Raw genomic sequence first — 13,592 nt, forward strand, 5'->3', positions numbered from 1 at the left:
CCTTGCTGATCATGGGAATATGAGACGTACGAACGGTGCCGCCCGCGTTCTGTGGCCGGCCGCGCTGCTCGCGCCGCTGGTGTTCGGCCTGGCCCCGGCCGCGGCCGCCGCCCCCGCGGCGTGCACGTGGAGCGAGAGCGTGCTGCCCATGCCCGCCGGCGCGCTGGCCGGTGACGTGGCCGCGACCGACAACAGCGGTGGGTACGCGGGCACCATTTCCTTCGGCGCGGATTCCGAACAGGGCGGGCCCGCCGTGTTGTGGAAGAACGGGCAATTCACCAATTACGGCTACCTGCCCGATCCGGCGTACGACAAGTTCGTTTCCGTCCAGGACGTGAACGGCGCCGGAACCGTCGTCGGCACGGCTTTCACCGCGGATTGGGGCATTCCGAGCGCCATTCGCTCACGTGACGGCAAACTGGAGCGCCTCCCCGAACTGCCCGGCGGAACGGCCTCACAGGCCGAAGGCATCAACGAGCGCGGCGACATCGTCGGTGCCGTCGAAACGGAAGTCGACGGCGGGCCGTTCTGGCACCCGGTGCTCTGGCCCGCCGACCGGCCGGGTGAAGTGGTGGAACTGACCGGGCTGCCGGAAACCCAGGGCTACGCCACCGGTATCGACCAGGACGGCACCGTGCTCGTCGAGGTCGACGACCCGGACCAGAACCGCGTGCCGTACCTGTGGAAGGACGGGGCGGCGAAGCCGCTTCCGTTGCCCGGCGGTGGTTATGACGTGATCACACGGGGCATCTCGAACGGCCGCGTGATCGGCCAGGTGTCCTACGAATCGGGTGACGCGGGCGGCGTGGTGTGGGACCGGAACGGCCGGCCCACCGCGGTGGCGCGGGGCGCCGATCTCCAGGACATCAACGGGAACGGGCGGATCGTCGGGCGGACCGACGCGCCCGACTGGGACGAGTACGGCGTCTGGAACCTGGCGGCCCTCGACTCCACCCTGGGCTACACCGCGGAGCGCGGGCTCGAACTGCGGGTTTCCAGCGACGACGGCACGATCGCCGGTCGCACCTGGAAGTTCCCCGGCGGCCGGGACGAGCCGACCGTCTGGAAGTGCGCCTGACTCACTGGTGAGCGCCGCGGTCCGGCGCCGGCTCGCGACGCGACAGCCGGCGCCGGATCAGCTCGGTCACCAGCGGCACCACCAGCGCGATGCCGAAGCCCACCAGCAGTCCCTTCACCGGGTCGTCGGCGAAACTGGCGCCGCCGAGGTAACCGACCGCGGTGCAGTACCCCGCCCACAGCGTCGTGCCGATCAGGTCCAGCACGAGAAAACGGCGCCAGGGATAGGAAATGCTGCCGGGCGCGATCGCCCCGGTGATCCGGCCGCCGGGCAGGTGGCGCCCGGCCACGATCAACGCGGGCGCGTGCCGGTGCGCGGCGCGCCTTGCCCGTTCGGACCACCGGCGCGCGCGTTCCCCGCGTTGCAGCCGAGCCAGCACCCCGGGGCGCACGCGCCTGCCGATCCAGTATCCCGCGCAGTCACCGGCCAACGCGCCCGCCGCGGCCAGCACGGTGAGCAGCGCCAGGCGTTCCGGATGCGCGGCGACCAGCACGGCGACGGTGACCACCGCGGTTCTGCTGGGCAGGAACGGAATCAGCGCGTTCGCCGCGGAAAGCACGAACACGAGCACCCAGGGCCAGGGGGAATCGACCGCTTCACGCAGGCCGTCGACCACCGAATCCAGCATCTCGAACATGGCCGGTTCCGATTCACCTCGCCGTTTTCGGCCGTGGTTCCGGGAAACGCCCGCGGCTCGGCATGAACGACTCCGTTCGAAGGGGGTGAATTCGATGCTGGCACCAGGCCTTGCCGAAGGCTACCGGGACGGCGTCGATCTCGGGGTTGTTTCAGGGAATTCCCGCGTATAACGCCCTATTCAGCTCCGCTGTGTGCGGCGCTTGCCGCAACATACCGCAAAAGCCTGCATAAGACGGCAGGCAGGGGTGTTAACGTAAGGTCGTGGCCAAGCAAGCCGTGATCTACAAGACCGAGGCGGGGGAGCGCGAGATCCTTCGCCGCTACGAGGAAATCCTCGCGGGCTGGCCGGTTCCGGCCGGACGCCACCACGTGCCGACCCGCGAGGGCGACACGTTCGTGCTGGTGAGCGGCCCCGAGGACGCGCCACCGCTGGTGCTGCTGCACGGTTCCGGCTCGAACGCGGCGATGTGGGCCGGGGACGTCGCGGCCTGGGCGCGGCACTTCCGCGTGCACGCCGTCGACATGATCGGCGAGCCCGGGCTGTCCGCGCGCTCGCGCCCGCCGCTCGACTCCACGGCGTACGCCGACTGGCTTGATGACGTCCTGGATCACTTCGGCCTCGACAGCGCCGCGTTCACCGGCGCCTCACTCGGCGGCTGGCTCGCGCTCGACTATGCGATCCGGCGACCGAGGCGGGTGGACCGGCTCGCGGTGCTGTGCCCCGGCGGGGTCGGCCGTCAGAAGTTCGGCTTCCTGTTCAAGGTCGCGCTGTACCGGCCGTTCGGCGCCTGGGGCCTGCGCCGGTCGATCAAGGCGGTCGCGGGCGTCGATCCCGGCGACACCCCCGAGGTCGCCGACTACCTCACGCTGATGTTCACGCACTTCCAGCCCCGCCGGGACCGGCTTCCCGTGTTCTCCGACGAAGCGCTGCGCGGGCTGGCCATGCCGGTGAAGGTGATCGTCGGCGCGCGCGACGCGATGTTCGACTCGGCGGAGACGGCCCGGCGCGTCGAGAACACCGTGCCGCACGCGGAAGTCACCGTGCTGCCGGACGTCGCGCACTCCATCATCGGCCAGACGCAGCCGATCATGGACTTCCTAACGCGTTGACCAGCTCGTCCAGTCCGCCGAACCGCCCATCGAAGGCGTCGGTCGCCGCCGGTGGGTCGCCGACCGGCCGTTCGACGTAGGCGGTCCGCATGCCCGCCGCCTGGGCGCCACGCAGGTCCCAGGCGTGCGCCGCCACCATGAGCACGCTTTCCGGCGGACAGGCGGCGACATCGATGGCGAGCCGGTAGACCTCCGGCGACGGTTTGTACGCCCGCACGGTTTCGCCCGACAACGCGGTGTGCCAGCGAAGTCCGGCGTGCGCGCTGATCCGCAGCAGGGCCGTGCGGCTGGCGTTGGACAGGCCGATCACCGGGAACCGCTGCGCGAGCCGGTCGAGGCCGGCGACGGAATCGGGCCAGGGCGGCAGGTGCTGCGCCTGCCGTGCCACGGTCGCGGGATCGTCGCAGCCGGCCACTTCGGCGGCTTCCCGGTCGATCGCCTCGGAGTCGGCGTACGCGCGCTGCCCGGCCGCGATGCGCTGCTGTTCGGTCTCGACGTGCCGCTGCCACGAGGCGAGTGCCTCGTCGTCGGGCAGCGCGGCGCGAATGCCGCGCGGCTCGTCGACCAAAGTGCCGAGGACGTCGAAAACGACCACCTGGATGCCGCGGATCTCGACCATGCCTGCTCCCGTCACCCCTTCGACTGGTGACGATGTTGCCAGCCGGGTCCGTCACCGGTCAAGATGGTGACGTGGATTTCGCCTTCGTCAGCGGCAACCCGGCCCTCGACCTGGCCGGGACCGTGGGTTCCCGCCGGGACGCGCCGGTCGACACCCTGGCCACCCCCGCGGACCTCGAACGCTGGGTGGCCGCCTGCGCCGAGCTGCCCAGCCAAGTCACCGCCGACGCGGTGACCTTCGAGCAGGCGCTGGAACTGCGCGAAGCGCTCTACCGGCTCGCACTGGACCGCGTGCTCGACCAGCCCTTCGACCGGGCCGCTCTCAAGACCGTGAATCGCGCAGCCGCCGGACCGGTACCCGCGCTGGAACTCGGCGACGCGGGCGTCCGCATCTCCGGGGACCTGCGTGCCGTGCTCGCCCACCTGGCCCGGAGCGGGATCACCCTGTTCGCCGATCGGGAGGCGTGCCTCAAGGAGTGCGGTCGCGCGAGTTGCACCCGCATCTACGTCGACCGCTCGCGCGGCACCCGCCGCACCTGGTGCGGCATGGACGAATGCGGCAACCGCGTCAAGGCCGCCGCCTACCGCGCCCGGCAGCGGGCCACGCGCTGACGCAACTTCGGCACGCCACCATTGCGTAGCATGCAACAATGCCCGACCACCTGGATCTGAACCTGCTGCGTGTGTTCGACGCCCTGCTCCAGGAAAGCAGCGTCACCGCGGCGGCCGAACGCCTCCACCTGTCCATCCCGGCGACCAGCCGGGCGCTGGGCAGGCTGCGGCGGGCGATGGGCGACCCGATCCTGGTGCGGGCCGGGCGGGGCATGGCCCCGACGCCGTTCGCGCTGCGGACCGCGCCGCGGGTGCGGTCCCTGCTCGACGAGGCGGTGGCCCTGATCAGCGCGGACCGCGAAATCACCCCCGCCGAGCTCGAACGTACTTTCACGATCCGGATCAACGACGGGGTGGCCGCGACGCTGGCCACCGCCGCCGTCGAAGCCACGGCGAGGCTGGCTCCCGGGGTGGTTCTGCGCTTTGTCACCGAGGGCAGCGAAAGCGCCGAGGCGCTGCGCGACGGTTCGGTGGACCTGGACATCGGCGCGGGGGAGCTGCCCGCGCCCGACATCAGGTCCGCGGCGCTGTACCGCGAACGCGTGGTCGGCATCGTCCGCGCAGACAGCGCGCTGGGCCGCCACCGCCGCCCGTCGCTGGCGCAGTTGTGCAAGCACCCCCACGTTTCGGCGTCCCGGCGAGGGCGGGCGCGGGGTCCGCTCGACGAGGTGCTGGCCGCGGCCGGTCTCCAGCGCCAGGTCGCCGCCGTGGTGCCGACCTCTGCGGTGGCGGCGTTCCTGGTGGCGTCGAGCGACTACGTCGGGCTCGTACCGCAGCGCCTCGCCGAGCAGTTCGGCGACGCGCTGGGCATTCGCTGGTTCCCGATCGCCGCCGAACTGCCGGAGATCGACGTGCGGCTGCTCTGGCACGCGCGGCTCGACGCCGACCCGGCCCACCGCTGGCTGCGCGGCACCCTCCGCGACGCGCTGTGACCATCCACTGTGGACAGCATGAATAGTCAGAGAACGGACGATTGACTCGTCCGGGTGACTGTTATAGCTTTTCGAGGTCCGGGATTGGACTAGACCAGTCCAGGTGGTGGGGGTCTACCGCCCGCCAGCCGCCTTCGACGGGAAGAGGTCATCGTGCCGAAAGGGCATGTGAACAGTCGTTCCAAGGGGATGAGAGCCCTCACGCTCTCCTGCGCCGGCCTGCTGGGGGCCACCATGCTCGCCGCGGCCGGGCCCGCGAGCGCGACCGGAGCGCAGAACGAAACCGGAGCGCAGAACGAGATCGCACAGGCGGAACAGGCCCTTCGCGGGCTGACGCTGGAGCAGAAGATCGGCCAGTTGTTCGTGGTCACCGTCTACGGCAAGTCGGCGACCGACGCGCACGCGATGAACCAGCAGATGTACGGGGTGGCCACGCCGGCCGAGGTCGTGCGCAAGCACCAGGTCGGCGGGGTCATCTACTTCAACAACGACGACGCCGACAACGTGGACGACCCGCTGCAGCTGGCCAGGTTCTCCAACGGCCTGCAGCGCGCGGCGCTGTCCTCCGGCGCGCGCATCCCGCTGATCACCTCGATCGACCAGGAAGGTGGCCAGACGACCAGGATCAGCGCGCCGGCCACCGAGTACCCGAGCAGCATGGCGCTCGGCTCGACCAGGTCGGCGGAGAACGCCGGGAAGATCGCCGCGATCAACGCCCGCGAACTGCGCGCGATGGGCATCAACCAGAACTTCGCCCCGGTCGCGGACGTCAACTCGAACCCGCTCAACCCGGTGATCGGCACCCGCTCGTTCTCCTCGGAGCCGGGGCTGGCCAGCGAGCTGGTGGCCGCCGAGGTGCGCGGTTACCAGGACTCGGGCAAGCGGACCGAAACCGTGTCCACCTCGGCCAAGCACTTCCCCGGCCACGGTGACGCGGCCACCGACAGCCACACCGGGCTGCCGATCATCGAGCGGTCCGAGGCCGACTGGCGCAAGATCGACCTGCCGCCGTTCCAGGCCGCGATGGCCGAGGGCGCGGACTCGATCATGAGCGCGCACATCTCGATGCCGAGCCTCGACCCGTCGGGCGCGCCGGCGACGCTGTCCAAGCCCATCATGACCGGGCTGCTGCGCGAGGAACTGGGCTACGACGGCGTGGTCGTCACCGACGCGCTTCGGATGGACGCGATCCAGAAGCTGTACCCGAACACCGAGGCGCCGGTGCTGGCGCTCGAGGCGGGCGTGGACCAGATGCTGCTGCCCGCGAACTTCGCCGACGCGGTCAAGGGCGTTTCGGACGCGGTGGCCAGCGGCAGGCTCACCGAGGAGCGCATCGACCAGAGCGTGCTGCGCGTGCTGAAGCTGAAGGCCAAGCGCGGCATCCTGGCCAAGCCGCTGGTGGACGAGCGGGCCGTGGGCAAGATCGTCGGCAGCAAGAAGCACCGCGACGCGGTCTCGAAGATCACCGACCGGGCGACCACGGTGCTGCGCAACGACGCGGGCCTGCTGCCGCTGAAGAAGCCGGGCAAGGTGCTGGTGGCCGGCTGGGACAAGGCCGACTTCCCCGGTTACCCGGCGGACCCGGTCACCTCGCTGGCGAAGGAACTGCGCGGCACCGCGCGCCCGACCGGGGAGAACCCGACCGAGGCCGACGTCGCCGGTGCGGTCGACGCGGCCAAGGGCGCGGACACGGTGGTGGTGCTGGCCAACGGCCTGCGGACCAGCCCGGCCCAGGTCTCGCTGCTGAAGGCGTTGCAGGCAACCGGGAAGCCGGTGGTCGCGGTGTCGCTGCAGGAGCCGTACGACCCGGCCTTCGCCGACGCGCCGACCTGGGTGGCCACCTACGACTGGCGCGACGTGTCGATGTCGACGCTGGCGAAGGTGCTGCGGGGCAAGCTTTCCCCGGCGGGCAAGCTGCCGGTGGACATCCCGGCGGCGGACGACCCGGCGAAGATCCTGTTCCCCTTCGGGCACGGCCTGACCTGGTGAGCTGAGCGCGATAGCCTCCAGGGAAATCCGAATCACTTCCCTGGAGGCGGTCGTGCGCCGGCTGACGCTCGTGCTGTGCCTTGCCCTGATCATGGTGGCCTTTCCCGCCGCGACCGGTTCGCCCGCGGTGGCCGAGCAAGTCGTGGTGGCGTGTGCGAACACCACCACCGACGACGACCGGCTCAACACCGCCATCGCTGCGACTTCTCCCGGCGACGAGGTGGTTTTCGAGGGTACGTGCCTGATCGACGGCACCATCAAGCTGCTCGGTGAGCGCGCCTACCGCGGGCGGTCCCGTGCGGGCACGGTGATCCGGCAGGCGGCCGGGGCGAACCTGCCCGCGATGCTCGCCAGCGATTCCTACCTGGACAACGTGCCGTACACCGGGCTGCCGGTCGCGGTCGAATCCGTTTCGCTGGACGGCAACCGGGCGGCCAACCCGGCCGCCGGGGACGCGCTGGTGCTGCGGTCCTGGCAGTCCACCGTCCAGGACGTGGAGATCTTCGGCGCCACGCGGCACGGCATCCGGCTGACCAATCTCTCGGCGAACGGCACCGCACTGCAGAACACCCAGGTGAACGGCCGGATCGTGGGCAACCACGTGGCCGAGTCCGGTGGCCGCGGCATTTTCGTCGAGGACACCGGGAACTCCGTCACCGACTGGCAACTGCTGGACAACTGGATCGCCGACTCCGGCTCCGACGGCATCGCGCTGGACAACACCGCGGGCTGGATGGTCCAGCGCAACCACGTCTACGGCGTCGGCGGCACGGCCATCGCCGCGCAGCGCCTGTTCGCCAGCACGGTTTCGGACAACTACATCGAGGACTTCGTCACCGCCGGGCTCCAAGCCTCCCTCCAGGGAGATGCCGCCTCGACGATCGCGAACAACCGGATCTTCCGGTTCAACGGCGGGGGCGGCACCTTCCTGTCGCTGGGGGTCAACTACGGCACCGGGAACGCGACGGTCACCGGCAACGCCATCCGCGGCGGCGGTACCGGCACCGGACTGGACTACCAGCTCGGTGGCGGCACCGCCTGCCTGGTGGCGTCCACCGGCAACCTGGTCACCGGCGTCACCACGCCCCGCCGGGTGGCCACCGGGGTCACCGTGACCGCGGGGCTCTGACGGTCAGCAGGAAGTGTCCACTTCGGGCAGTTCCGTCTCGCTGAAGTACTGGTGCACCAAGGTCTTCGTGCACTCGGACCGGGTGGCCGCGCCGTGACCCATGCCCTCGTGGGTGACCAGCACCGAACCGGGTAGTTGCGCGGCCACGTGCTGGGCGCCCTGGTGTGGCGTCGAGGCGTCGTACCGGGAGTTCAGCACCATGATCGGCGGCGCGTCACCGGCCCGGAGCGGGCGTTGCGGGTTGGTGGCGGGCACGGGCGGGTTGATGCACAACGCCGCGGTGTCGTAGGCGGAGGAGCGGACGTCGGGCGCCACCGCTCTGGTCCGCTCCGCCAGCCGCTGAATGTCCGAATAGGACCCGAGATCATTCCGGTTGTCCGCGCACTGCAGGAAGATCGGCAACGGGGTGGTTTCGGCGGCGGCCGTGGCGGGTGCCGGTGCGTCCAGGTTCGCGATCTCGGCGGCCACGGCGGGCAGGTCCGGGCGCGTCAGCGGCGACACGACCCGGCTGGTGAGCGTGGACGCGCTGATCGGCAATGTCCCGGCTTCGGCGCGGTCGAACAACGCGGCGAGCCGGGCGCGCACGTCGGTGCCGTGCAGGACGCACGCGGCGTCGGTGTCGCACCACGCGACGAACTGGTCGAACGACTCCTGCCCGGCCAGCGCCCCGGTCACGGCGAACTGGCCGGAATCCACGCTGTGGTCGTAGACGCCGTCCAGGACCATGGTCCGGATCCGCTCGGGGAACTGCTCGGCGTACATCTGCCCGGCCACCGTGCCGTAGGACAACGCGTAGACGTGCAGCTGGTCCTCACCGAGGGCGGTGCGCAGCAGGTCGACGTCCCTGGCCACCTGCGTGCTGTCGAGGTGGTCGAACACCGGGCCGGTGCGTTCGCGGCAGTCCGCGCCGACGGCTGCCTGCGCGGTCAGCAGCTCGTCGAACTCGGCCTGGTCGCGCGGTTCCGGACGGTCCAAAGTGGCCACCAGTGCCGAGTCGCAGAGGACCGGTGAACTGCGGCGGACCCCGCGTGGGTCGAAGCTCACCACGTCGAAGTGCTCGACGACCTCGGGCGGCAGCAACAGCCCGAGGATGCGCTCGTCGGTGACCGCGTCGACGCCGGAACTACCCGGTCCGGCGGGCAGGTACACGATCGTGCCCCGCTTCTCCCCGGTGGCCGCGTGCCGGGCGGCGGCCATGCCGAACCGGGCGCCGTCGGGCTCGGCCCAGTCGACGGGGACCTGGAGCGTGGCGCACCAGGCGTTCTCGGCGCAGGAAGTCCATTCGGGAGCGGCCGAATCGGGCAGGACCATCGACGCGGCCAAAGCGGTCGAGAGCAGGAGCAGGCGTAGGTTCATGGGCTCCACGGTGGCCGCGGGACCGGCCCGGCACCTCCGACCCGCGGCCACGGCCTTCTCCTACCGCGGGAGGAGGCGGGCCCGCCCGCGAGTTCCTAAGGTCGGGGCGTGACCACCTTGCGATGGCTGCCGATCCGCGTGCTGCCCGTGCTGGTGACGGCCGCCTACCTGGCCGCGCTGCACGGTCCGGTGCCGGTGACCGCGCTCGACTGGGTGCTCGGCCTCGCCGCGGCCGGGCTGACCGGCGCGGGCGCGTGGATCCCGCTGACCGCGTCCCTCGCCCAGGCGGGGCTGCTGCTCGCGGTGGACGGCGGTGGCGCGCAGGCGGTGATGCCGGTGCTCTTCGTGCTCGCCATGATCACGCTCGGTGAGCTGTGGATGCGGCGTGACGGCTGGGCCTGCCTGGTGGGCACCGCGGTGTTCGCCGCCGCGCAGGTTTGGCTGTACGCGCCTCGCCTCGACCCGCTGCTGACCTCGGCGTCGGTGCTGCTGACCACCGCGCCGCCGGTGCTGCTCGGGGTGTACATCCGGTCGGTGCTGCGGGTCGCGCTGGAGGCGGACCGCCGTCGCGAGGAGGCGGTGGTGGCGGCGCGGGTGGCCGAGCGCACGGCCATCTCCCGCGAACTGCACGACCTGGTGGCGCACCACCTGGCCTCGATCGCGGTGCAGGTCGGCGCGGCCCGCCACGCGCTGCGCGGCACCGATCCCGGGGTGGACGAGGCACTCGCCCAGGCGCACACCACCACGCGGACCGGGCTGGCCGACCTCAAGCGGCTGATGACCGTGCTGCGGGATCCGGCGTCGATGACCGAGGCCGCCGGGGCCGCCATCGCCGGGGAGGACGGCCTGCCGACCGCGCTCGCCGCCGCGGTGGGCCGCACCCGCGCGAGCGGGGTGGTGCTCGACGCGGACGTCGATCCCGACGTGGTGGGCCTCGATTCGATCCACCGCCTCGCCGTGCTGAGAGTCGTCCAAGAAGGACTGACGAACGTGGTGAAGCACGCGGGCCCGCACCCGCGCGCCACGCTGACGGTAAGAGCCGGCGACGAGGCCGTGCGGATCGTGATCACCGATGACGGCACGGGGGCGCGACCCGGTTCGCCGGGTTTCGGGCTGGTCGGCATGCGGGAACGCGTCGAGCTGCTCGGCGGCCGGGTCACCGCGGGCGGCCGGGACGGCGGCTGGACGCTGGACGTGACGATCCCGTCCGGGGGAGAGCCGTGATCCGGGTATTGCTCGCCGACGACCAGCGGCTGGTCCGCGCCGGGCTGCGGATGCTGTGCGAGGGCAGCCCGGACCTCGAAGTGGCCGGTGAGGCCGGGAACGGCGACGAGGCGATCCGGCAGGTGGCCCGGCTGGACCCCGACGTGGTGCTGATGGACCTGCGGATGCCCGGCGTGGACGGCATCACCGCCACCGCGCGCATCGCCGCGGCACACCCGGAGGTGCGCATCCTGGTGCTGACCACCTTCGACGACGACGAGCACCTGTACCCGGTGCTTTCCGCCGGGGCACGCGGTTTCCTGACCAAGGACGCGCCGCCGGAAGAACTGCTCGACGCCATCCGCCGCACGGCCGCGGGGGAGTCGCCGTTCAGCCCGCAGGTGCTGCGCCGCCTGGTGCGCACGGCGGTCGGCGCGCACCGGGCTCCCGTGCGGGAACTGGGAACGCTCACCGACCGGGAACGCGAGGTGCTCGCGCTGGTCGGCGAAGGCCTGTCCAACGCCGAGATCGCCGACCGGCTGCACGTGGCCGTCAGCACGGTGAAAACGCACGTCACCGCGTTGATGACGAAGACCGGCGCGGACAACCGCGTCCGGCTCGCGGTGCTGGCCCACCGGGGCAGTTCGCCGAGGACTTAAGCGCGTTGCCGGTCGTGGCGGCCGTGGAAATACTTCGCGGTGGACGATCGTGGACGGAAGGAACAGCATGAGCAATCCATTCGACGACGAGAACGGCCGGTTCTACGTCCTGGTCAACCACGAGGACCAGCACTCGCTGTGGCCCACCTTCGCCGAGGTGCCCGGTGGCTGGCGCGTGGTCTTCGGTGAGGACAGCAGGGCCGCGTGCCTGGACTACGTCGAGAAGAACTGGACCGACATGCGGCCGAAGAGCCTGATCGAGGCGATGGCGGCCGAGCAGAACTAGGCGGGGGATCGCATGTCGCTCGCTATCGAGGCCGACGGGCTGGTCAAGCGCTATCGCGGGACGACCGCACTGGACGGGGTGGACCTGGCCGTGCCGGCGGGCAGCGTGCTCGGCGTGCTCGGCCCGAACGGCGCGGGGAAGACCACCGCCGTGCGGATTCTGGCCACCCTGGTCCGGCCCGACGCCGGGCGCGCCGTGGTCGCCGGGCACGACGTGACCGGCGACCCGGTGTCGGTGCGCCGGTCCATCGGCCTCACCGGCCAGTACGCCGCGCTGGACGAGGAACTGTCCGCCACCGAGAACCTGGTGCTGATCGGGCGCCTGCTGGAACTGTCCCGGGCGCAGGCGAAGGCCAGGGCGAAGGAACTGCTCGACGGCTTCAGCCTCACCGAGGCCGCGGGCCGTGCCGTCCGGACGTACTCCGGTGGGATGCGCCGCCGCGCCGATCTGGCCGCGAGCCTGGTCGGCCGTCCCGAGGTGCTCTACCTCGACGAGCCGACCACCGGACTGGACCCGCACAGCCGCAACGAGGTCTGGGACGCGGTCCGGGCGCTGGTGGCCGACGGGGTGACCGTGCTGTTGACCACCCAGTACCTGGAGGAAGCCGATCAGCTGGCCGACCGGATCACCGTGTTCGACCGCGGCAAGGTGGTCGCGGGCGGGCGCCCCGACGAGCTCAAGCGGCGCGCGGGCGGGCAGACACTGGAGATCCGGCCCGCGCTGCCCGTGGACGGTGACCGGGTGAGCGCGCTGCTGGCCGAGCTGACCGGCCGTCCGTCCGAAATGGACGAAGACGGGCTGATCACCGCGCCGGTCGGCGATCCGATGGTGCTCTCGGCGCTGGTGCACCGGTTGCGCGAGGAACGGATCGACTACGCCGAACTGGGTCTCCGATCGCCCACTTTGGACGAAGCCTTCCTGAGCATCACCCGGGGGCGGGCACTGGTCACCGAAGGCAGTGCCCGGTGACCGCCGCGGTGCGGATCGGCCCGGCGAGCGCGCTGCGGCAGAGCCTGGCGCTGGCCGGGCGCGGGGTGGTGCGGATCAGGAAGAACCCGGACACCCTGCTCGACGTCACCGTGCAGCCGATCCTGATGCTGTTGCTGTTCTCCTTCCTGTTCAGCGGCGCGATCGCGGACGGGGACCACGCGGGGTACCTGCAGCAGCTGGTGCCGGGGTTGATGGTGTTCGGCACGCTCTACGTCAGCGTCGGTACCGGGGTCGCGTTGTGCACGGATGTCGCGAAGGGCGTGTTCGACCGGTTCCGCAGCCTGCCGATCGCGCGCTCCGCTCCGTTGGCGGGGGCGGTGCTCGGTGACGTGGTGCGGTACCTGATCGCGGTGCTGGTGCTGCTGGTGGTCGGGGTGGTGCTCGGGTTCCGGGTGCAGACCGGGCCGCTGCCGGTGGTGGCGGCGATGGCGTTGATGGTGGCGTTCGGCTTGTGCCTGTGCTGGGTCTCGGTGCTGGTCGGGTTGCTGGTGCGCAGTCCCGCGGCGGTGCCGGGGTTGTTGTTCGCGGTGATCATGCCGTTGAGCTTCGGCAGCAGCGTTTTCGTGCCGGCCGCGACCATGCCGGACTGGCTGCGCGTGTGGGCCGAGGTGAATGTGGTGACGTTGCTGAGCGAGGTGAACCGGGGGTTGCTGGTCACCGGCACCGTGCCGGGTGGCGCGCTGCTCGGGGCGCTGATGTGGATGGCGGGTTTTGTACTGGTGTTCTTCCCGTTGGCGGCGCGGGCTTATCGGCGGCGCCTTACCTGAGTTGTTTGGCGGGATGGGGGAGGTGAGGATGGCTGGTTGGTTGCTGTCCCGTTGCCGGCCGCCGGTTTGTCAGCCTTCCCTGCAGCGGGGTGCGAAACGTTAGCCGGGGGCCTGACTGGAGCCACAACCAGACTCCCCCTTCCCCAACCCGGTCCGCAGCCAAAAACACGGTGAGGATCTGCTTGTCAAGGCATCTTTCCCGCCTTGACAAGCAGATCCTCACC

At 71.1% G+C, this 13,592-nt stretch carries 14 protein-coding genes; 11 read left to right on the forward strand and 3 right to left on the reverse strand.

The annotated features are described in order from the left end of the window. Positions 1–19 precede the first annotated feature (19 nt). A complete protein-coding gene (locus tag JYK18_RS33210) occupies positions 20–1,078 on the forward strand; it encodes a hypothetical protein (protein ID WP_206807356.1) in 1,059 nt (352 codons plus the stop codon). 1 nt (position 1,079) lies between these two features. Here JYK18_RS33210 and JYK18_RS33215 read toward each other — a convergent pair whose 3' ends face one another. Further along, complete coding sequence (locus JYK18_RS33215; protein WP_206807357.1) at positions 1,080–1,715, reverse strand: DedA family protein; 636 nt, start codon at positions 1,713–1,715, stop codon at positions 1,080–1,082. 263 nt (positions 1,716–1,978) lie between these two features. Here JYK18_RS33215 and JYK18_RS33220 point away from each other — a divergent pair, with 263 nt between their 5' ends. Next, positions 1,979–2,827, forward strand: a complete 849-nt coding sequence (locus JYK18_RS33220) for an alpha/beta fold hydrolase (RefSeq protein WP_206807358.1) — start codon at positions 1,979–1,981, stop codon at positions 2,825–2,827. Here JYK18_RS33220 and JYK18_RS33225 read toward each other — a convergent pair. Then, complete coding sequence (locus tag JYK18_RS33225) at positions 2,805–3,446, reverse strand: haloacid dehalogenase type II (RefSeq protein WP_206807359.1); 642 nt, start codon at positions 3,444–3,446, stop codon at positions 2,805–2,807. The two genes, JYK18_RS33220 and JYK18_RS33225, sit on opposite strands and share 23 nt — an antisense overlap. A gap of 71 nt (positions 3,447–3,517) precedes the next feature. On the opposite strand from JYK18_RS33225, the gene JYK18_RS33230 reads away from it, so the two are divergent. The 4 genes from JYK18_RS33230 to JYK18_RS33245 all read left to right on the forward strand — a co-directional run bounded on the left by JYK18_RS33230 (position 3,518) and on the right by JYK18_RS33245 (position 8,107). After that, positions 3,518–4,057 carry a CGNR zinc finger domain-containing protein gene (locus tag JYK18_RS33230; protein ID WP_307796167.1) on the forward strand — a complete coding sequence of 180 codons (540 nt, stop codon included), beginning with the start codon at positions 3,518–3,520 and terminating at the stop codon, positions 4,055–4,057. A 38-nt stretch (positions 4,058–4,095) separates the two neighbouring features. Further along, positions 4,096–4,989: a LysR family transcriptional regulator gene (locus JYK18_RS33235; RefSeq protein WP_206807360.1), complete on the forward strand. Its 894-nt coding sequence runs from the start codon at positions 4,096–4,098 to the stop codon at positions 4,987–4,989. Positions 4,990–5,178: 189 nt separating this feature from the next. After that, positions 5,179–6,978, forward strand: a complete 1,800-nt coding sequence (locus tag JYK18_RS33240) for a glycoside hydrolase family 3 protein (protein ID WP_206807361.1) — start codon at positions 5,179–5,181, stop codon at positions 6,976–6,978. 52 nt (positions 6,979–7,030) lie between these two features. Beyond that, positions 7,031–8,107 carry a right-handed parallel beta-helix repeat-containing protein gene (locus JYK18_RS33245; protein ID WP_307796168.1) on the forward strand — a complete coding sequence of 359 codons (1,077 nt, stop codon included), beginning with the start codon at positions 7,031–7,033 and terminating at the stop codon, positions 8,105–8,107. Positions 8,108–8,110: 3 nt separating this feature from the next. Here the strand turns inward: JYK18_RS33245 and JYK18_RS33250 are convergent, their stop codons facing one another. Beyond that, positions 8,111–9,463 carry an alpha/beta fold hydrolase gene (locus tag JYK18_RS33250; RefSeq protein ID WP_206807362.1) on the reverse strand — a complete coding sequence of 451 codons (1,353 nt, stop codon included), beginning with the start codon at positions 9,461–9,463 and terminating at the stop codon, positions 8,111–8,113. A gap of 108 nt (positions 9,464–9,571) precedes the next feature. Here JYK18_RS33250 and JYK18_RS33255 point away from each other — a divergent pair, with 108 nt between their 5' ends. From JYK18_RS33255 to JYK18_RS33275, 5 genes are all read left to right on the forward strand, one after another. After that, positions 9,572–10,687 carry a sensor histidine kinase gene (locus tag JYK18_RS33255; protein WP_206807363.1) on the forward strand — a complete coding sequence of 372 codons (1,116 nt, stop codon included), beginning with the start codon at positions 9,572–9,574 and terminating at the stop codon, positions 10,685–10,687. After that, complete coding sequence (locus JYK18_RS33260; protein ID WP_206807364.1) at positions 10,684–11,325, forward strand: response regulator transcription factor; 642 nt, start codon at positions 10,684–10,686, stop codon at positions 11,323–11,325. Before JYK18_RS33255 ends, JYK18_RS33260 begins: the two co-directional genes overlap by 4 nt. Positions 11,326–11,392: 67 nt before the next feature. After that, positions 11,393–11,611, forward strand: a complete 219-nt coding sequence (locus JYK18_RS33265) for an MbtH family protein (RefSeq protein ID WP_206807365.1) — start codon at positions 11,393–11,395, stop codon at positions 11,609–11,611. 12 nt (positions 11,612–11,623) lie between these two features. Continuing rightward, on the forward strand, positions 11,624–12,580 hold the full coding sequence (locus JYK18_RS33270; RefSeq protein WP_206807366.1) for an ATP-binding cassette domain-containing protein: 957 nt from the start codon (positions 11,624–11,626) through the stop codon (positions 12,578–12,580). Next, entirely contained in the window at positions 12,577–13,368 is a 792-nt protein-coding gene (locus JYK18_RS33275) for an ABC transporter permease (protein WP_206807367.1), read from the forward strand. Before JYK18_RS33270 ends, JYK18_RS33275 begins: the two co-directional genes overlap by 4 nt. Positions 13,369–13,592 lie beyond the last annotated feature (224 nt).

Origin of the sequence: Amycolatopsis sp. 195334CR, assembly GCF_017309385.1 — a bacterium.
Taxonomy (GTDB): Bacteria; Actinomycetota; Actinomycetes; order Mycobacteriales; family Pseudonocardiaceae; genus Amycolatopsis.

Excerpts from the sequence above, each read along its gene's own strand:
- JYK18_RS33210 (WP_206807356.1), top strand. The coding sequence starts at position 20 with ATGAGACGTACGAACGGTGCCGCCCGCGTTCTGTGGCCGGCCGCGCTG.
- JYK18_RS33215 (WP_206807357.1), bottom strand. The coding sequence starts at position 1,715 with ATGTTCGAGATGCTGGATTCGGTGGTCGACGGCCTGCGTGAAGCGGTC.
- JYK18_RS33225 (WP_206807359.1), bottom strand. The coding sequence starts at position 3,446 with ATGGTCGAGATCCGCGGCATCCAGGTGGTCGTTTTCGACGTCCTCGGC.
- JYK18_RS33235 (WP_206807360.1), top strand. The coding sequence starts at position 4,096 with ATGCCCGACCACCTGGATCTGAACCTGCTGCGTGTGTTCGACGCCCTG.
- JYK18_RS33240 (WP_206807361.1), top strand. The coding sequence starts at position 5,179 with ATGAGAGCCCTCACGCTCTCCTGCGCCGGCCTGCTGGGGGCCACCATG.
- JYK18_RS33250 (WP_206807362.1), bottom strand. The coding sequence starts at position 9,463 with ATGAACCTACGCCTGCTCCTGCTCTCGACCGCTTTGGCCGCGTCGATG.
- JYK18_RS33265 (WP_206807365.1), top strand. The coding sequence starts at position 11,393 with ATGAGCAATCCATTCGACGACGAGAACGGCCGGTTCTACGTCCTGGTC.
- JYK18_RS33270 (WP_206807366.1), top strand. The coding sequence starts at position 11,624 with ATGTCGCTCGCTATCGAGGCCGACGGGCTGGTCAAGCGCTATCGCGGG.